General features: G+C 29.7%; 19 protein-coding genes. 13 read left to right on the top strand and 6 right to left on the bottom strand.

Annotated features, from left to right (window positions below; genetic code table 11):
- Nucleotides 1-37: 37 nt before the first annotated feature.
- Nucleotides 38-193, bottom strand: a complete 156-nt coding sequence (locus K4897_RS01590; RefSeq protein ID WP_004034277.1) for a hypothetical protein — start codon at nucleotides 191-193, stop codon at nucleotides 38-40.
- Nucleotides 194-399: 206 nt separating this feature from the next.
- Here K4897_RS01590 and K4897_RS01585 point away from each other — a divergent pair, with 206 nt between their 5' ends.
- Entirely contained in the window at nucleotides 400-1,623 is a 1,224-nt protein-coding gene (locus K4897_RS01585; RefSeq protein ID WP_250416346.1) for an FprA family A-type flavoprotein, read from the top strand.
- Between the two features lie 124 nt (nucleotides 1,624-1,747).
- Nucleotides 1,748-3,298: an IS1182 family transposase gene (locus K4897_RS01580; RefSeq protein WP_250416344.1), complete on the top strand. Its 1,551-nt coding sequence runs from the start codon at nucleotides 1,748-1,750 to the stop codon at nucleotides 3,296-3,298.
- A gap of 139 nt (nucleotides 3,299-3,437) precedes the next feature.
- Here the strand turns inward: K4897_RS01580 and K4897_RS01575 are convergent, their stop codons facing one another.
- Nucleotides 3,438-4,448 carry an adhesin gene (locus K4897_RS01575; RefSeq protein ID WP_019268358.1) on the bottom strand — a complete coding sequence of 337 codons (1,011 nt, stop codon included), beginning with the start codon at nucleotides 4,446-4,448 and terminating at the stop codon, nucleotides 3,438-3,440.
- Between the two features lie 188 nt (nucleotides 4,449-4,636).
- Between K4897_RS01575 and thsA the strand changes: the two genes are divergently transcribed.
- The 9 genes from thsA to K4897_RS01530 all read left to right on the top strand — a co-directional run bounded on the left by thsA (nucleotide 4,637) and on the right by K4897_RS01530 (nucleotide 17,470).
- Nucleotides 4,637-6,292 (top strand): thermosome subunit alpha, encoded by a 1,656-nt coding sequence (gene thsA, locus K4897_RS01570; protein ID WP_019264142.1) that lies wholly within the window; start codon nucleotides 4,637-4,639, stop codon nucleotides 6,290-6,292.
- A 408-nt stretch (nucleotides 6,293-6,700) separates the two neighbouring features.
- Complete coding sequence (locus K4897_RS01565; protein WP_250416342.1) at nucleotides 6,701-11,209, top strand: pseudomurein-binding repeat-containing protein; 4,509 nt, start codon at nucleotides 6,701-6,703, stop codon at nucleotides 11,207-11,209.
- A gap of 127 nt (nucleotides 11,210-11,336) precedes the next feature.
- A complete protein-coding gene (locus K4897_RS01560) occupies nucleotides 11,337-12,047 on the top strand; it encodes a metal-dependent transcriptional regulator (RefSeq protein ID WP_019264140.1) in 711 nt (236 codons plus the stop codon).
- A 90-nt stretch (nucleotides 12,048-12,137) separates the two neighbouring features.
- Nucleotides 12,138-12,653: a tRNA-intron lyase gene (gene endA / locus K4897_RS01555; RefSeq protein ID WP_019264139.1), complete on the top strand. Its 516-nt coding sequence runs from the start codon at nucleotides 12,138-12,140 to the stop codon at nucleotides 12,651-12,653.
- A gap of 108 nt (nucleotides 12,654-12,761) precedes the next feature.
- On the top strand, nucleotides 12,762-13,850 hold the full coding sequence (locus K4897_RS01550) for a tryptophan--tRNA ligase (protein WP_250416340.1): 1,089 nt from the start codon (nucleotides 12,762-12,764) through the stop codon (nucleotides 13,848-13,850).
- Entirely contained in the window at nucleotides 13,850-14,509 is a 660-nt protein-coding gene (locus K4897_RS01545) for a stage II sporulation protein M (RefSeq protein ID WP_250416339.1), read from the top strand. Before K4897_RS01550 ends, K4897_RS01545 begins: the two co-directional genes overlap by 1 nt.
- Before the next feature lie 44 nt (nucleotides 14,510-14,553).
- The gene (gene thrC / locus K4897_RS01540; RefSeq protein ID WP_004034258.1) at nucleotides 14,554-15,750 is read left to right on the top strand and encodes a threonine synthase; all 1,197 of its coding nucleotides are present in this window, start codon (nucleotides 14,554-14,556) and stop codon (nucleotides 15,748-15,750) included.
- 256 nt (nucleotides 15,751-16,006) lie between these two features.
- Nucleotides 16,007-16,204: a histone family protein gene (locus K4897_RS01535; protein WP_004034256.1), complete on the top strand. Its 198-nt coding sequence runs from the start codon at nucleotides 16,007-16,009 to the stop codon at nucleotides 16,202-16,204.
- Between the two features lie 351 nt (nucleotides 16,205-16,555).
- Nucleotides 16,556-17,470: a DUF1887 family protein gene (locus tag K4897_RS01530; protein WP_250416337.1), complete on the top strand. Its 915-nt coding sequence runs from the start codon at nucleotides 16,556-16,558 to the stop codon at nucleotides 17,468-17,470.
- Nucleotides 17,471-17,706: 236 nt separating this feature from the next.
- On the opposite strand, the gene K4897_RS01525 is transcribed toward K4897_RS01530, so the two are convergent.
- The 4 genes from K4897_RS01525 to K4897_RS01510 form a co-directional block, all read right to left on the bottom strand.
- Nucleotides 17,707-18,057, bottom strand: a complete 351-nt coding sequence (locus K4897_RS01525) for a hypothetical protein (RefSeq protein WP_019264135.1) — start codon at nucleotides 18,055-18,057, stop codon at nucleotides 17,707-17,709.
- Nucleotides 18,058-18,191: 134 nt separating this feature from the next.
- On the bottom strand, nucleotides 18,192-18,371 hold the full coding sequence (locus K4897_RS01520) for a 4Fe-4S binding protein (RefSeq protein WP_019264134.1): 180 nt from the start codon (nucleotides 18,369-18,371) through the stop codon (nucleotides 18,192-18,194).
- A gap of 36 nt (nucleotides 18,372-18,407) precedes the next feature.
- On the bottom strand, nucleotides 18,408-18,695 hold the full coding sequence (locus K4897_RS01515; RefSeq protein ID WP_019264133.1) for a DNA-binding protein: 288 nt from the start codon (nucleotides 18,693-18,695) through the stop codon (nucleotides 18,408-18,410).
- Nucleotides 18,696-19,226 (bottom strand): DUF134 domain-containing protein, encoded by a 531-nt coding sequence (locus tag K4897_RS01510; RefSeq protein WP_019264132.1) that lies wholly within the window; start codon nucleotides 19,224-19,226, stop codon nucleotides 18,696-18,698.
- A gap of 564 nt (nucleotides 19,227-19,790) precedes the next feature.
- On the opposite strand from K4897_RS01510, the gene rpl7ae reads away from it, so the two are divergent.
- Both rpl7ae and K4897_RS01500 read left to right on the top strand, forming a co-directional pair.
- A complete protein-coding gene (gene rpl7ae, locus K4897_RS01505; RefSeq protein ID WP_019264131.1) occupies nucleotides 19,791-20,162 on the top strand; it encodes a 50S ribosomal protein L7Ae in 372 nt (123 codons plus the stop codon).
- Between the two features lie 32 nt (nucleotides 20,163-20,194).
- Entirely contained in the window at nucleotides 20,195-20,401 is a 207-nt protein-coding gene (locus K4897_RS01500) for a 30S ribosomal protein S28e (RefSeq protein ID WP_004034241.1), read from the top strand.
- Nucleotides 20,402-20,408: the final 7 nt, after the last annotated feature.

Here is a 20,408-nt window from a genome sequence, read left to right as displayed (position 1 = left end):
CACCTAAAAAATAAAAATAGAGTAAACAATTGCAGGTTTACTCTTTACATTCAACATTGTCACTTTGGCAGGATGGGCAAATTACTTTTCTGCCAAGGCCTTTGAAATCGTTTCCACAATCTAAACATCTGTATCTTTTTGTTTTTAATTTTTTCAAATCAATGTCCGCCATTGGACCTCCTGTAGAACACATTGTAAATCACCTATTATTTCAATATATATAATATATGTTATTATGTTACTATTTATTATTTGCCATTTTAATTTAATCAATGTAAATAGTATTATCAGATATATATTTATTTGTGCATTCTAGATGTTTTGTTAATGTCCCATTAATTATTAATATAATTACGAACAGAATATATCTTGATAAATTTATATTTAGGTGATTTTTTTATGAAAGCAGATGCTACTAAAATTACTGATGGAGTATATTGGGTCGGTGTATTAGACTGGGATTTAAGAGATTATCACGGTTACAGTTTAGATGGAACTACATACAATTGTTATTTGGTATTTGGTGAAGATAAAGTAGCTTTAATTGATAACGTATATCCTGGAACCTCTGCACAGTTATGGGGTAGAGTAAAAGATGCATTCCAGCAAGAAGGAAGAGAATTTAAAATAGATGTAATTATTCAAAACCATATTGAAAACGATCACAGCGGTTCCCTTCCTGAATTTGTTAAAAAATTCCCGGATGTTGAAGTTTATTGTTCACAGATGGCTGTAAACGGATTAAAAAATCATTTACCCTCTTTAAAAGACTATGATTTTAATGTTGTAGGAACTGGAGACAGTTTAGATTTAGGTGGAAAAACTTTAGCATTTGTAAATGCACCAATGCTTCACTGGCCGGACAGCATGTTTACATTATTAGTTGAAGACGGAATATTATTCTCTAATGATGCATTTGGTCAACATATCTGTTTTAGTGAAAGGTTTAGTGATGAGGTAGAAGAAACAATCCTATTAAATAATGCACAAAAGTTCTATGCTAATCTGGTTGTTAACTCTTCTTTAATGTATAATAATAAGATGAAAGAATTAGCTGATCTGGATTTAGTCAGTAAAGTTAAGATGATTGCACCTTCTCACGGTCAAATCTTTAAAGATCCTTCATTAATTATTAACAAATATAATGAATGGGCCAACGGTGTATGTAAGGATAAAGTAACTTTAATTTATGACACTATGCACCATTCAACCCAAAAAATGGCTAAATCTATTGCAGAAGGTATTATGTCTGAAGGATTTGAAGTTAAAATGTACTTCCTGCATGAAGATGACAGAAGTGATGTTGTAACTGATGTTTTAGACAGTAAAGCAATCTGTTTAGGTGCACCTACCATTATGAACAAGGCATATCCAAGTGTTGGAGACATTATTTATTATTTGGATGCTCTTAACTTTAAAGCAACGGGATACACCAAAAAAGCAGTAGTATTTGGTTCTAAAGGATGGGGTGGAGGAGCTAATAAAAAAATGAGTGCTGAATTGGAAGCTGCAGGTTTTGATGTTGTTGATCAATTTGACACTATTTTCATACCTGATGATGATGTTTTAGATCAATGTTATGATTTAGGTAAAAAATTAGCCCAATCTTTAAAAGATGAATAATTTTTTTTTATTTGTCTTTGAGGATGTGACACGAAATCACATTTTTTTCTAATTTTAATTGACTAATTTTTCTTTAATTTTATATACTATGAAGTATAATCTTTTATTATAGATATTAATATTTATGGTTGTTTTATTCATGGTTTTAAAAGATGATAATATTAATCAGACTATGTTGGTCCCTATGGACTTGCGAAATTTGATTCCTGAAGATCATCCGTGCTATTTTATTAAAAATGTGGTTGATTTAATTGATTGTTCAAAAGCAAACCAGGAATTTCGTGGAAAGCCTGGTGAATCTGCTTATCCTCGAGAATTATTGCTCAGGCTCATTTTAATGAGCGTATTTGATGGTGGATTGTCTTCAAGAGAAATAGAGAGAAAAACAAGAACTGACATTGCATATATGTATCTTGCAGCAATGGAAAAACCATCATATCGGACAATTGCACGATTTAAAGTCGATTATACTGATTTAATCGACGAAGCATTTAAAACAACGATCAAAATTGCAAAGGAAAATGATTTAATAAAAATACATCATTTGAGCTTGGATGGAACTAAAATCAAAGCAAAAACATCAATTAATAAATTAATCGATGAAAACCAAATCAAAATCATGAAAGAACACTTCAAAAAAAGTATTGAACTTGATCAACAAGAAGATGAGGAACTCGGAGATGAATCTGGAAATTCAGTTCCAGAATCATTAACAGACAAAGAAAAATTCAAAGAAACAGTAAAAGAAATTCAAGAATCTTCTAAAAATAATAGAAACAAAGATAAATTGCGTTCTTCAAGTTTAAATCTTTTAAAACAAGCAGAAAAAAATCCAGAAAAAGTTTTAAAAAAACTCAACGAACTCGAAGAAAAAGTAAAAGAATCACCAAAAGATGTAATAAGCATTAACGACCCAGATGCTCGCTTAATGATGAATAAAAAAGGCAAATGGGAATGGGATTACAACGCACAAATCATCGTGGACGAATACAAAGGAATAATCCTATCTTCATACATTACACAAAATCCAACCGACCATTTCGAGCTGATTCCATCAATAGAACAATTAGAAAACAATTTAACCAGAATTTATGATGAATTGCCCTCCAATTTCCAATTCAGTGCCGATAATGGATATTCAACAGATGAAAACACAACATATCTTGAAGAAAAAGGCTTAGACGGATACATATCCACCAGAAAACTCTCAAGAAAAGAAAAAAAATATAATCTATGGGAAAAACCATTCCAAAAAGACAATTTCTGCTACGATGCAGAAATTGAAACCTATATCTGCCCTTTGGGAGAAAGTTTATATCGAAGAAGAACATACGAATACAAAAACAAACAAAGAATAACCTACTGGACAAACGAATGCAAAAACTGCATCATGAAAGAAATCTGCTGCAAGAAAAAGAACTACAGAACAATCCAAGACTATGGAAACCCTTCCAAAATCAGAATGCAACGGAAAATGGAAACAGACTGGGCACAAAAAATCTACAAAAAACGATCAAAAACAGCAGAACTACCATTTGCACACATAAAACAAAATATGAAACTCCATGAATTCACAACAACAGGAATAAAAAACACAAACACAGAATTCAAACTATATACAATCGGACACAACCTAAAAAGAATATACAATGAAATAAACACAAAAAACAACTAAAATAAGAAAAAAAATTATAAAAAATCAGAAACACAAAATTCAACTAAAAATTTTGCGTCACATCCTCTCTTTATACTTTTTTTAAAAAAATAAGAATGAAAGTTTTTATAAACTTTCAAAATTTAATTTTATTTTATAGTTAACCAATAATAAAACGTTTAACTATAACAGTTTGGGAAACAAATGATTCTCCGAATGTTGCAGTACATATATGGTATGTAGTTCCCCAATCTGCATTAATATATATGATGGCATCGATTATACCAAATTTGTTAGTAGTGCCTTTATAAATGATTCCATTTATATTAAATGTTATTAGTTGATTAGCTAAGGGGTTTCCTTTTTCGTCAAGAGTTGTTGCTCTGCATTGAGCATAAGCCTTTCCATCACCAATAGACATTACAGGTATAACATATCCCCCAGGCAGTATTACATTTGATGCATTATTTAAATCTAGCAGTTGTATTCTTGACACTACATTAATGTTATTGGATTTTTCTTCACCTGTAACCAGGTTGTAAACCGTTACAATATAGTTTCCAGGATCTAGGTTAATATTTAACTGAGCTACTCCTTTTTCATTGGTTTTACGTTCGGAGAATATTCCATTTATATTGAAACGCACGGTTTTATTAACTAAAGCTTTTCCAGTTTTATCATACAATGTAACTGAGTATTGTGTTGCATTTTTAAAGTATTTTGTAAGGTCGCTACCGTTAATACTTGATAGAACAGTTATATTATTAGTTATTGTTTCATTGGTGGTTGGATTGTATGATATTATTGTATAGTTACCTGATTCTAAATTAATATTTAATTTGGCAGTACCCTTATTGTCAGTTGTTTTAATATAGCTTACTCCATTAACACTAAAAGTTATATTTTTATTAGTTAGTGGAGTTCCATTTTCATTATAAAATGTAGCACAGAATCCTTTATCATTTTTATAATATTTCTCTAAGTTATTTGAGATTATAGATGATTTATTTCTAAGTTCATTAGATGGGGCTATTGATTCATCTATTAAAACTTCATTTAATGGATTAATATCGTTTGTAGTATTAACATCAATATTTTGTGCACTTACACTTGAAATGGAAAATAGTGCTAATGTTAATAGCAATATTAAAACTATTTTCTTAAGTTTCATAATAATCACATTTTTTAATGTAAATTAATTTTTACATTATGTAATGTATATATTACATTTTATATTATATATATGTTATGCAATTTTGAATATGCTAAAGTTTTTATATAACCTCAAACTCATTATTAATATATAAAACTTTTTGATTTTATATTGTTTTTTTATAGAAATTTATTAATTAAGGTGATATGATGGCAAATCAACCAATATTCATTCTTCCTGAAGGTACTGAAAGGTATTCTAAAAGAGATGCTTTAAGAATGAATATTACAGCAGCTAAAGTTTTAAAAGATATTGTAAGAACTACTTTAGGTCCTAAAGGAATGGACAAAATGTTAACTGATTCATTAGGTGATGTTATTGTTACTAATGATGGTGCAACTATAATGAGAGAAATGGATATCACTCAACCTGCTGCTAGAATGCTTGTAGAAACAGCTAAAAAACAAGAAGACATTGTTGGAGACGGAACCACTTCCGTTGTTGTAATAGCTGGTGAATTATTAGTTAAAGCTCAAGAATTATTAGAAGATGGAATTGCAACTTCTGTTATTGTAAAAGGTTACAGAAATGCAGCAGCTAAAGCTATTGAAATTTTAAACAATGTAGCTATGGATGCTGATGATAGGGAAACTCTTAAAAAAGTAGCTATGACTGCTATGACCGGTAAAGGATCAGATTATGCTAAAGATAAATTAGCTGATTTAGTAGTAGATGCAGCTTTAAGAATAGCTGAAGATGGTGAAATCGATATTGACAACATCAATATCCAAAGAATTTCCGGAGATTCAGTTGAAGATTCATTTTTAGCTGAAGGTATTGTTATGGATAAAGATCCAGTATCTAAAAACATGCCTACTGATGTTGAAGATGCTAAAATTGCTTTAATTAAATATCCTATTGAATTAAAAGAAATCAACACTGATGCTAAAATTGATATTACAGACCCTGCACAATTTGAAGCTTTCTTAAACAATGAAGAAGAAATGATTAAAGATTTAGTAGATAAAGTTGTTGCATCTGGAGCAAATGTCTTATTCTGTCAAAAAGGTATTGACGATATGGCACAACACTACTTAAACAAAGCAGGAATCATGGCTTATAAAAGAGTTAAAAAATCCGATATGGAAAGAATCAACAAAGCTACTGGTGCTCAGTATGTAACTGATATTGAAGATTTAACTGCTGACAAATTAGGTTCTGCAGGTCATGTATATGTTGATAAAATATTCGACCACAAATTAACTTTCATTGAAGAATGTGAAAATCCAAAAGCATCTTCAATTGTACTTAGAGGAAGTACTCGTTATGTAACTGAACAAATTAGCAGAGCATTAGATGATGCTTTAGGTGTTGTAGCAGCTACTATTGAAGACGGTAAAGTTCTCATTGGTGGAGGAGCTTGTGAAATTGATTTAGTAAAAGGATTAAGAGCATATGGTGAATCTGTAAGTGGAAGAGAACAATTAGCTATTTTAGCTTATGCAAATGCAGTTGAAGTTATTCCAAGGACTTTAATTGAAAATGCTGGTTTGGATACCATTAATTTAATTGCAGAATTAAAAGCTGCTCATGAAAACTCTTCAACTACTGGTATTAATGTATTTACCGGTAAACTTGTTGACATGGAAGAAGCTGGTGTTATTGAACCACTTAGGATTAAAACACAAGCTATTAAAGCTGCTAGTGAAGCTGCTGAAATGATATTACGTATTGATGATATGATTGCAGCTAAAAATGCATTAAACTCTCCAGGTCCCGATGAATCTGGAAATGATGCTAGCGGAATGCCTCCAATGGGTGGTATGCCTGGAGGTATGGGTGGTATGCCACCTATGATGTAAAATTATTTACATCTTTTTTTATTTTCTATTTTTCTTGCTTATTTTTCAATTTACTAAATTTTTTAGTTTGTTTTTTTATATAATTCAATTCAAATTAGTTTTTTTATTTTTTATAAATTGTTTGTCATTTTATTTTAATTTAAATGAAATTTTCATAATCTTTTATAATTTCATAATCTTATAAAACTTAAAAGATTACTTGTTGTAATTTTAACTTATTATCCTTTAAATCAATATAATTTTTATTAATTTCTTAATATTCTGGGGTTTTAATACTTAATTTTTTAAATTAGAACTATTTAAGCAGTTTTATTAAATAAATAGATTTATATACAATATTCTTAATATAATTAAGTACTGAAAATAATTTTTTAATTTATAGTTAAATTAAATTTATAATGGAGGTAAATGATTTTGAAAAAACGTGTAATAATCTTTGCACTGGTGATTCTAACTGTATTTTTGTCAGTTAGTGCAATCTCTGCAATGGATGTAAATACTGTTGACTCAAATTCTACAGTATTAACAGCTCCTGATGATTCTATATCTGTTAATGAATCAAATAATAATGTTGTTTCTTATAGTAATGTTATTGAAGAAAATAGCAATAATGTAATTGGAGAGAGCAACCAACAAAAAGCTGTTAATTTAGATGCTCCTAGTATAGAAATGTATTATAAGAATGGTACTAGGTTCATGATTAATTTAACTGATGAAAACGGAATTGGATTAGCTAATCAATCTATAAGTATTGTAATTAATGGTGTTACTTATAATAAAGTCACTAATGAAAGTGGTTTAGCTTCTATGGGTGTAAATTTATACTCTGGTTTGTATAATGTTACTGTGAATTACAAAGGAACAAGCGAATATGCTCCAGCTAGTACTACTTCACTTATTAAAGTAATTCCAACTATAAATGGTGATGATATTACAAAGTTCTATAAAAATGGAACTCAATATTATGCTACTTTTTTAGATGGTTATGGCAATCCTTTAGTTAATACTACTGTTAAATTTAATATTAATGGTGTATTTTATACTCGTGATACTAATGATAAAGGTGTAGCTCGTCTTGGTATTCAACTTCGTCCTAACACTTATATATTAACTGCATATAATCCTAATGATGGTTATGAATGTGCAAATACTGTTAAAGTATTGCCTACCGTTGTAGCTGATGATTTAAATAAATTATATTTAGATGAAAATCAATTTTATGCTACTTTCTTACATGGTGATGGTACTCCTTTAGTTAATACAAGTGTTGCTTTCAATATTAATGGTGTACTTTATCATCGTGATACTAATGACAAAGGTGTAGCTAAACTTAATATTAAGTTATATCCTAAAACATACATCTTAACTGCATACCATCCACTTGATGGATATGATGTAGGTTACACTATTACTGTTGTTGATTCTGTTAACACTATTATTAAAACACAACACTATGATTTTATAGCTGATGATAATAAAGTTGTAAGTATTACATTATATGATCAGTTTAATCATACTGTAAGTAATCAAAGTATCAGTCTTAATGTTGGTGGTGTTACATATACAAGCACTACTGATAGTAAAGGTATAGCTAAATACAATATTAACTTAGCTACTCCGGGTAATTATACTGCAACTTATAACTTTAATAAAAATGGTGGGTATTTAGCGTCTAGTACATCAAGCACTATTTCTGTTTATGAAGGTAAAGATGTAGTTTTCACACCTGAAGATAATGTAGTATTAAAAGGTGATGCATTTTCAGTTTTAGTAAAAGATGAAGATGGTAATTTAGTAATTAATAAAAATGTCTACTTTAATATAAATGGAGTTAATTATTTAAGGGTAACTGATAAAAATGGTGTTGCTAGTATAAATCTTAGATTAGATGTTAAAGTATACAGCATATCATATACATTGAATGATACCGGTTACAAAAAAGTCACTGGATCAACTATTGTATCTTTAATAGATACTAATAAAACAGTTATTCATGGTGATGATATTACTGTAGGTAAAAATGCAGGTCAAAAGTTCAATGTTTTATTGACTGCAGGCGGAGTTCCTATAGTTAATAGAAATGTAATTATTAATATAAATGGTGTAAATTATACTAGAACTACTGATAACAAGGGTATTGCTAGTTTAACTATTAGTTTAAATACCGGTACTTATTATATTACTTATTCATTTAAAGGAGATTCTAAATTAGCTCCAAGTAATGGTGAGGCATATTGTATTGTTGTAGATAGAAAAGATTCATCATTTACTGTTAATAGTGGTACTGTATTTACTCAAAATTCAAATGATGAATTTAAAGTTTTACTTAAAAATGGTGATGGCAATCCAATATCAAATGAAAAGGTTATATTTACAATTAATGGTGTAAATTATACCAAAACAACTGATGCTAAAGGAATTGCTAGTTTAAATATAAAATTAGGAACTGTAGGTACATATGAAATATCATATAAATTTGCAGGAAACAATGAATATTTAGGCTGTGAAGGCACTAGTTCAATTGTAATAACTAAATACATTAATAATGGAAACGGATACTGGGTTCAAGGAGCTAATATGTATAATGTAGACTTAACTAGTCTAGCAGCTTCTGGAACAGGTAATATTTTCTTAAATTTCTATGCATTCACTAAATATGGAGAATCTAGTGTATTATCATGGATTAAGCAAGCTAATTCTTATGGTATCAAAGTTCATATATGGATGCAGGTATTTTATGATGGTGGATGGCTTTCTCCATTAAATAGTGACGGATCCATGAACACAGCTTTATTCAATGAGAGAATAGCTGAAGCTAAAAAATATGCTGCACTTCCTGGTGTGGCTGGTGTTCACTTTGATTATTTAAGATATCCTGGTACTGCATATAAACATCCTGGTGGAACTGAAGCTATAACTGAATTTGTAAAATTAGCTACAGCGGCTATACGTAGTGTTAATCCTAATTGTTTAATTTCTGCAGCAGTAATGCCTGAGAAAAATGATGCATATGTATATGGTCAGGATATTCCAGTTATCAGTAAGTATTTGGATATTATAGTTCCTATGGCTTATAAAGGAAATTATAATTCAGGAACCAGTTGGATTTCATCAATCACTCAATGGTTTGTTGAAAATTCTAATGGAGCAGCAATTTGGGTAGGTTTACAAACATATGTCTCTGATAATGATATTACAAAGTTGTCAGCCTCAGAGTTGTCAAATGATGCTCAAGCAGCATATAATGGTGGTGCAAGTGGTGTTATGATGTTTAGATGGGGTGTTTGTAACTTTATTGATTTCAATAAATTAAACACTCATAATGTTACTCCATCTTATGGCGATTCTGTATCTGTAAGTTCTATTGTAGGGGCTTCAGCATCCTTAAAGAAATATATTGAAGCTAATGGTGTATTGCCAAAGTTTATAACTATTGGCAATTCTAATTATACGATGCCTCAGTTTTTATACTTAATGACTAAAGCTACTGAAGAAATAGGCAACAGTGATTCCAAAGCAATTACTGCTATTTTAGTTAATGCTTCATCTAAAACTTCTGGTGATGTAATCAATAAGCAGTTAGTAAAATCTGAATTTGTATCATTAGCTAAAACATTAGCTGATTATATTGCTGCAAATGGTGTAGCTCCAGGTAATATTTCAAGTACTTTAGGTGATATTAAATATGAATCATTAATTTATGCATATGCAAGGATTTTATCATATTATAACTCTAACAGTGCATTTCCTAACTTTGTCTTTGTTACAAATTTATTGGACAATTATTCCTTAACAGTTACAATGAAAGTAAGTGCTGGAGGCACATCTTACAATCCTGGTGTGTTCTACACTACTGTTTGGTTAAATTATTGTCCTCAATGCGGATATTACGGAACTTTATTAATTAATCCAAAAGGTACTGCAGAAGGAGAGCTTACCTGTGCATACTGTGACTGTGATTACTGTGGTGTTTCTGGTAAGGAGAAAATTTCATCTTCTACTAATGTGTTAACTAGATTAACTGAAAGTATTCCAGAATCTTCAGGTAAAGTAGGGGATAATATATCTATAAATGCCATATTGTCTGCGGCTAAGGTTTTAAAAGCACATATTCAAGCAAATAATGCATTGCCTGATTATGTAATTTTAAATGATGAACAGTATACTTTATCTCAATTCTTATACTTGATGAGTAAAGCTATTGTGAATATTAATGGTGGTAATTTAGGAGATATTGCTGTTGTTGGAGCATCCAGTCCGTCTACTCCAAGTGGTGACAGAATAACAAGTAACCTTAATAAAACTGAATATTTGGATGTTGCATCTAGAGTTTCTCAGTTTATCATTAACAATGGACAAGCTCCTAATTATGCATCTTCAAGTGCAGGTAAAATAAGCTATTCTGAATTATTAGATGCATTTTCAAGAATATTGGCTTATTATGCTGATAATAGTAAAACATTACCTAATTCAGTATTTATTAATAATACTATGGATTCTGGAGCTTCAGTAAAAGTTGCTGATAAAGCAAAAGATTTGGTCAGAGGTATAGATTCTACATGGGATAAGGCAGATGCTTTATTTAAATTTGTTAGAGATAACATTGCCTATAAAATGTATTTTGATACAGTTTATGGTGCTGAAGGTACTTTAATTAAAGGTTATGGAAACTGTTGTGACCAAGCACAATTATTGGTGGCAATGGCAAGATCTGTTGGTTTAACTGCTAGATTTGCTACAGGTAAATGTGTATTTACAAGTGGATTGGATGTTGGTCATGTCTGGGTTCAATTTTACATTGATGGAAAATGGGTTGTTGCTGATCCAACAAGTACCAGAAACTCTTTAGGCGTAATTAAGAATTGGAACACTAATTCTTACATTAACAAAGGAACTTATGATGTTTTACCTTATTAACTCAATTTTTTGAGTTAATACTTCTTTTTTTTATTTTTAAAATTTTTTTTAATATTATATTTAGGCTATCCCAAACTTTTTATACTCTTAATTCCAATATATAATTGTTTAATCTAGGTGAAATCTTATGGCAAATGATGGAATTAGTGAAAATATTGAAGAATATTTGGAAGTTCTTTATCGTAATGGTAGTAATAAAGAACAAATCTCTACTACAACTTTATCTAAGGAATTAGAGATTGCACCTGGTAGTGTAACTCAAATGCTTAAAAAATTAGAAAAGTTAAATTATGTTAATTACATTCCATATAAGGGAGCTTCTTTAACTGATGAAGGGATGAAGATTGCTCAAAAAATAACAAGGAAGCATAGGATTCTTGAAAAATTTTTAATTGAAGTTTTAAATATTAAACAAGAAAATGTACATGAACAAGCTTGTAAAATGGAACATACATTATCAGATGAAGCTGAAAGAGCACTTTGTACAATGTTACATCATCCAGATTTAGGTCCTAGTGAGAGTATTATCCCGGCCTGCGATTTGGAATTCAGTAACTGCAGTCAGTGTTTCTCAGTAAAGGATTTTGATCAAGTTATAAACAGGAAATTTAATTTATTATCTATTTCAGAATTAAATTCAAGTACGGAAGGTATTGTATCTTTTATTCGTGGAAATTCTGAACTTTTAGATAAAATTTCTGATTTAGGAATATCTGTTGGGTCAGATATTTATTATCATGATTATCATGATGATTCTGATGTTTTCGTAGTGTCTATTGGTGATAAAAACATTGAATTATCAAGGGACATGGCAAATAATATTTTTATAAGAGTTTAGCTCTTATTTCTTTTTTTCTAAAGATATATATAATATCGTAACCATAAATAACTCCATTAAATATAATTTTTTTCTTTTGATGGTGTTTTAATGCGCGGAAATTTATCTAATGATATTGTATCTATAAAAATTGAAGAAGGTAGTAAAAGACCGATAGCTTTACATGAAAAAAGTCTATTTGGTAAAATTGAAGCAGATACTTTGAATCTTTCTTTAATTGAAGCTTGTTATTTACTTGAAAAAGGTCGTTTAGATGTTTATGAAGATGAAATTAAATGTAGTTTAGATTATTTTATTGACCTTTTGAAAAATAAGGAGATTTATGGAAAATACATTGTTTTTCGTGATTTAAAAGACCGGGGTTATGTTATTAAAACCGGATTTAAATATGGTTCAGATTTCCGTTTGTATAATAGGGGAGGAGGTCCAGGAAAAGGGCATTCTGACTATTTGGTTAAAATTATTTATGAAACTTATGAGATTAATGCACTGGATTTCTCAAGTTATGTTAGAGTTTCTCATGGTGTTAATAAGAAACTTCTTTTAGCTATTGTAGATGATGATTTGGATATTACATACTATAATGTTGAATGGACAAGACCATAAGTTTTAATTAAAGAAATGATTTATATTTTTATAGGTAATTAGATTTACTATTATAATTTTTAATTATATATTTAATTTAATGTAGTTATTGGAAGTAAGGTGATTTATTTGATAGATCCATGGGCATCATCAAGTGTAGATTATGATAAGTTAGTTAATCAATTTGGAATTCAAAAATTTTCAGACTTAATTAATGATGTAGAAAATCCTCACAGATTAATGAAAAGGGGAGTAATTTTTGGACATAGGGACTTTGATAAGGTCAATAATTTAATTAATAAAAAGGAAGACTTTGCAGTTGTTGGCGGAATGATGCCAAGTGGACAAATGCATATTGGCCATAAAATGGTTGTTGATCAATTGAAATGGTATCAGGACAAAGGTGCAATGTTGTCTATTTTAATAGCTGATTTGGAATCATATGCAGCCAGAGACATGAGTTTTGAAAAGGCAAGAGACATAGCTGTCAATGAATATTTAACTAATTATATTGCATTAGGTTTGGATTTGGAAGAAGATAATGTTAATGTTTATCTTCAATCTAAAAACGATACTCTTAGAGATTTAGCTTTTAAAGCTTCTAAAAAAACTAATTTCAATGAATTAAAAGCTATTTATGGATTCAACCAGTCAACAAATATTGCTCATATTCAGGCACCTCTTGTTCAGGTAGCGGATATTTTACTTCCTCAACTTGAAGAATTTGGAGGTCCTAAAAGGGTTGTAGTTCCTGTTGGGGTAGATCAGGATCCTCATATAAGGCTAACAAGGGATATTGCACATAAACTTAATGATGAATATGGATTTTTGCCTCCGTCTTCCACTTATCACAGGTTCCTGACTGGTTTAAGTGGAGATAAAATGAGCAGCAGCAAACCTTCTACAGCAATTTATTTAAATGAGGACAGTAAAACTGCAGCTAAAAAAGTTAAAACAGCTAAAACCGGTGGTAGGGAAAGCTTAAAAGAACAGCAGGAATTAGGCGGTCAGGTAGATAACTGCGTAATTTATGAAATGTTTGTATATCATTTAATAGATGATGATAAGGAACTTGAAAAAATACGCCATGACTGTTTAGACGGATCTTTACGCTGTGGAGACTGTAAAGCAAAAGCCAGCGAATTAATGGTTGAAATGTTTGACGAAATTCATGACAGACAGGATGAAGCTCGTGAAATAGCTAATAATCTGATATAATGTTAAATATTAGAAATGAAATTAAATTAGCTTTTTTAGAAAATAAGACAGCTATTTATATTTCAGTTATCCTTTTACTAGGTACTTTAATTGCAGGTTATATATTGCACCCTTATTTGCAGAGCATATTTGATCCGGTTGTAGATAAGTTAACTGAAGATGTAAAAACTGGTGTTATAACTTTAACATTTCAAACAATTTTTACAAATAACATTTTAATTGTTTTCAGAATGTTTTTATTGGGAATATTCTTCTGTTTTTCAGGAGTTATTCTTGCATACAACGGTTTTTTTGTAGGTTATTATATAGCTGATTCTCAAAATCTTTTTAAGGTTTTATTATACATTATACCTCATGGGATTTTTGAATTTTCCTCATGTATAATAGCTACTGCATCAGGATTTGTACTCTTCCATTTTTTATTCAGACTGATGTATAATATAGCAAAGCCTGATTTTGATTATGTCAGATTGGAAGATAAATTTTATAATTTAACATTTAAGGATAAATTAGTATACTCACTGGAGAAAAATTATGACAAATTAAAACAGTCATTGATTTTACTTGGTGCTGCGGTTATTTTAATGGCAATAGCTGGTGTTATTGAAGTTTATTTAACTGTACCAATTGCAAATTTTATTCTTTCAATTTTTGGTTAAATTTTTATATTGATGATTATTAAAATAATATGTAGTGATTTTTTATGATTAGATGTGTTTCATGCGGAGAAGAATATGATAATGATGAGATAATTTACACTTGTGAAAAATGTGGATCTGTTCTCGAACTTGTTAGTGATTTTGATGTTTCTAAAGATATCTTTGACGGCAGAAAAGATACTTTATGGAAATTTAAAGAATGTATACCTGTTGATGAATCTAAAATAGTTTCCCTTAACGAAGGAGGAACTCCATTTTGCAAATGTGACAAATTAGGTGATGAATTAGGTATCAATTTATATGTTAAAGTTGAAGGATCAAATCCGACAGGAAGTTTTAAAGACAGGGGAATGACTGTTGGTATGACTAAAGCTATGGAATTGGGAGTTCACACTGTCGGATGTGCTTCAACTGGAAATACTTCAGCATCTCTTGCAGCATATGCAGCTAGAGCAGGTTTACGTTGTATTGTATTTTTACCTTCTGGAAAAGTAGCTTTAGGAAAATTGGCACAGGCTATGTTCCATGGTGCTGAAGTAATGTCTATTAACGGAAACTTTGATGAAGCACTTGAAGCTATGACTGCTCTTGCATTAGAAAAACATCTTTACTTGTTAAATTCAATTAACCCTTACAGACTTGAAGGTCAAAAAACAATCGGATATGAAATATTAAGGGATTTAGGTTGGCAATCTCCAGACAGAATTATTTTACCTGTTGGAAATGCAGGAAATATTTCAGCTATCTGGAAAGGTGTTAAAGAGTTTTACGAAGCAGGTTTTGTAGATAGTGTACCTATGATGACTGGAATTCAAGCTGAAGGTGCATGTCCAGTTACAAATGCATTTAAAAAACATGCTGACAGAGTTGTTCCAGTAGAAAATCCGGAAACAATAGCTACTGCAATTCGTATAGGTGCTCCTGTAAGTGATATTAAAGCTTTGAGAGCTATTTATGAATCTGACGGATATTCTGAAACAGTCAGTGATGAAGAAATATTGGACGCTCAAAAATTATTAGCTAGAAAAGAGGGAATTGGTGTTGAACCTGCTTCTGCAGCTTCAATTGCAGGTCTTAAAAAATTATGTGATGAAGGTGTTGTAGATAAGGGAGAAACAGTAACTTGTGTTGTTACTGGCCATTTACTTAAGGATCCGAATACTGCAATTGATGCATGTACCAAACCAAAACAGGTAGATGCAGATATTGACACTTTAAGGAAAATTTTAATGAATAAATAGATTTATAGCTATTTAAATCTTTTTTCTCTTTTTTTATTTTTAATTTTTTTATAAATACTTTATATTTTCATATTTTTATCTGATTTTTTATTTTGATTACTCTTTGAAAAACATTTTACTTTTCAGTAAGTAGCACCTTAAAGATAGGATAGTTCACTTTATTATATTGAAATTTTGTAAATTTAAGGAAAATATACCAATATATTTATATATGGGAAAGTTTAAACTATCTATATAAAAAAATGAGGTGTTAATTATGGAATTACCAATTGCTCCTGTAGGCAGGATATTAAAAAACGCTGGTGCTCAAAGAGTCAGTGATGACGCAAAAATCGCTTTAACCGAAGCTATCGAAGAATGTGGAAACGAAATCGCTCAAAAAGCTGTTGGATTTGCACGTCACGCAGGTAGAAAAACTGTTAAAGCAGAAGATATTAAATTAGCTATCAAATAGATTTGTTAATTAAGTATCTGTTTTAGATAGTAATTTTTTAATTGCTATCTTCTTTTTTATTATATTGTTTTATTTTTGTACTTTTTTTCTAATTTTCACTGATTTTAAAAATAAATAAATGTTTTTTTCCCATCTAAAAACACAAATTGTATACAATATTAATTATTTTTTTTATGATGATTTTTGTTGGATTAATTTGTTATCCTGTCAAATTTGTGGTGGTGTAGATGTACTATCCTTGAAAATAAGAATTTAATTGTTGTTAATTTGAAATTATGTCTGCAAAAAATATTCAGCATGGAAATTAGTTAATAATATTAATATTAATTAATAAAATTATATATTGATTGTATGAATGAAGAAGAATTTTTGTTATTAAAAAACATTGCATCATCTTTAGAAAGAATTGCTGATTCATTAGAAAAGAATGAAAATAATGAAGTTAATGATAAATTTGATGTGGCTGTTGAATCTAGTGAAGATAACCATGAAAACGCAGATATGGACTCTGGTTGCAGCATCAAAGAAATTGATGTCAGTATATTGATTGATAAACTGCAGGAGAAAAACATCACTGTTAAAACGTACGTTGATTCTTTTCAGGAAAACACTTCACTTGACAACATCGCATATTTTATGGGAAATCGGTACAAAGATATCAGAAAAGTTTATGAAACTATCAAACGTCATTTAAATAAACCTAATGGATTTCATTTAGATTTAAAGAACTCAACACAAAGCGAAATTTCAGCTTCATGCCAGCTATGCACCACTCTTTACGATATAGCATTTTTATCAGAATACAAATACGATAAGTCACCAAGATATTTTATTCATGCAACACCAAATAAAATTCCGATTGCAATTAATTTTCTTACCGGGCACTGGCTGGAGGTCTTTATTCGAAAAACAATACAGGATTCATTAAAATCATTACCTGTAGCTATTGAATATACATATTTAATTAATCCTCAGATTATTCTTCCAAATGGAAATGATTTTGAATTAGATGTTGTTTTTTTAATAAATGGTGAAATATACTGGGTTGAAGGAAAAACCGGAAATTACCAGCATTATATCAACAAATATTCTCATGTGGCAAATATGCTAAATTTGGATAAAAATCATTCATTTTTGGTTTTAACTGATGTAATTAACCCAAACACTATCTATATTTTGAGTAAAACTTTTGACATGACCATAATTCCTGTTGAAGAATTTGAAGAAGAAATAAAATATGTTTTTCATGAAAATTTAATGCCATAACTTTTTTTTAGATTTAAAAAGTGTATGGATATTTTTTAACTGAAAAATGCATTTAATCTTACTAACAGAGATTATTGGGAAAATACTAAAGACAGTTAAAATAAAAAAATCTGATTCATAAAAAACACAGGAAAGTGAAAAAAAATATTTTTGTCTGTGTCTATGAATCAATAGCTGTTTTACACTTATAATTGGGATTTTTTTGTATTTTGGATTGTCTCAGTTTTTTTAGTAATTTAGTTTACACTAGATTCAGGAAGTTTTAATTCAGATGAATTGATTTTCCCTTTTAATTCTTTGCTTCTTTGTAATATATAATATTCCATTTGATTATTGAATTCGGTTTCATCTTTATAGCTTCTATAAATGATATATAGGGCATAGATTCCTAAAGTTATAACACTAACAAACCATGTTATAATCATTTTTCCTACTTTTCCGTTTAAACCATAAAATAAACCTGCAATAAATATGCTGGTCCACCAGTATTTTTTTTGGTTAGTAGTTCTTATATAATTTAATTCATCCATATCTTCGGCATTTGCAATTTTTTCTTTTAACAATGTCAATTCTTCATCGAAAATCATATAATCACATCTATATATCTATAATTTAATGCTTTAATCAGATATATAATTTTTGTAAGACATAATAAAGTAAAAAGTCATGTTAATTTGTTGCTGTTAGTGAAAAATAGATAAAAAAAGAAAGGTTTTAAAGTTTATTCAATAGTGATACATTCATTTGGACAGATGTCTGCACAGCTTTCACAGTAACTACATTCATCAGGTTCATTTATGGTTAATTTTTCATCTTCAAGAATTAAAACTTCCATTGGACAAACATCTGCACAGTCACCGCAATTATCACATTTATCATTGTTTATTATAATATCAGCCATTTTTTAACCTCCAATAAAAATAAAAATGAGCATGTTTTAGCATACTCTGTGGCCACAGCATTTTTTAGGGTCATGTGGGGTATTTGGATTGTGGTGGTCAGGATGTGGTTTTCCACAGGTTAACGGTCCTCTTCCACGGGCAGAACCGCAGCATCCACCCATTCTTTTATTGTGGTTTAATATGGAATCAATATCCAAATCTTTTACTTCACCAATATATTCAATTGTTTCGCTGTGGCATTTTGGACAGATATGGTGCTCACCATTTAAGGTTATCCAATTGAAACCGCATTCTTTACAAACATATTCTAAATTATCAGCCATTTAAATTATCTCCTTATTGCATAATCTTCTTTGTAGTGATGAACCGCATTTGGGACATATTTTAGTTCTGCATGGTATTCCCCTAATTTTTGCTTCACTGTAACTGCAATTAGGACAGCTGCAGGTGTCATCTGATACATTATTTTTATTATTTGCATTTAATTTACGAATATTTGTTGATTTGCAATCTGGACATTCTTTGTATTCTTTTTCTGGATTTGACCATTGAAAACCACAGTCTTCGCATAAATATTTATTTGGATCAATCATTGTATCACCTTTGACAATAACTATTGGTCGGCCTTCAATCAAAGAAGTAGACAGTTTATGTCTTGCAGAATTTAGAATTCTGTGGAATGTTGATTGTGAAATTCCCATGAACTCTGCAGATTCTGTCTGTTTGATGTTATGATAATCTTTGAATCTGATAGCTTCAAATTCATCTACAGACAGTTCTATCGGTTTTAGATTTTTATTTAATTCATGTCTGTGACATGTAACTACTCTTCTCATTCTTTTAGGTCTTACCATGATTTTGTCCCCAAATGTCTTTAGGTATTATGAATATATATTCATAACTTTATATAAAGGTTAGCTTTTGCCGGTGAAAATTAAATTAAAAATTTTTAAGATCTGAAATTGCAGTCTTTGATGGCTTTAGGATTAGCTTTTTTCAAAAGTATTAAAAAGTATAGATTACTATTATTAAATTGGTAAACTTATTTTTAGGAAAAAGTATGGAAAACATTTATATGTAATAAAAACATACTTAATACTGTCTAGTTCTCTAGAATTATTTCATTAATTACTAAATTTTTATTTTTAGTTTTGCTAAAAATTATATGAAATTCAGAAGTATTTGTATTGAAAGTTTAATCCCTCTTTTTTTTATTAATGGGATTATATTTAGTGATATATGAATGTATTCAAGAATTAGTATTATTAAAAACTATAAAATTATTCGCTCATTGAATAATTTGAGTAATTTCTATAGTTAAAATAATATAACTATATATAATTACGAATATTATAATTCAAGGAATTATAATATCTGCCGATGGATGGCATAGCCAGATGAAAAAGGAGGTATATATTATGGCAAAAGCAATTTATGTAAAATTTGATACACCTGAAGAATTAGCTAATCAAGCTGAAGAAGCATTAAAAACCGCACAAAACAGTGGTAAAGTAGCAAAAGGAACTAACGAAGTAACTAAATTTATCGAAAGAGGAGATGCAGCACTTGTTGTTATCGCAGAAGATGTTGATCCTGCTGAAATTGTTGCACACATTCCTGTTCTCGCTGATGAAAAAGAAATTCCTTACATTTACTTACCTACTAAAGAACAAGTTGGTGGAGCTGCAGGTTTAACTGTTGGTACTGCATCTGCTTGTATTGTTGACGCTGGAGATGCTGAAGGCGACGTAGCTGAAATTGTTGAAAAAATCGCAGAATTAAAAGAATAGATCTTCTTTTTGAAGATTAAAAGGTGATTTATATGGAAGAAGCTACTCCTGCTGAAGTCATTAATGTTTTAAAAAGAACTGGTATGACTGGAGAGGTTATGCAAATTAAATGCAGAATCCTCGATGGTAGAGACAAAGGAAGAATTTTAACAAGAAACATTATGGGTCCTGTAAGAGAAGGAGACATTTTAATGTTACTTGATACTATTAGAGAAGCTAAGGAAATTAAAACTCCTTAAGAAGGTG

Origin of the sequence: Methanobrevibacter sp. TLL-48-HuF1 (assembly GCF_023617305.1) — an archaeon.
In the GTDB taxonomy this organism is placed as follows: Archaea; Methanobacteriota; Methanobacteria; order Methanobacteriales; family Methanobacteriaceae; genus Methanocatella; species Methanocatella intestini.
This window is presented reverse-complemented; position numbering and strand designations above follow the sequence as displayed.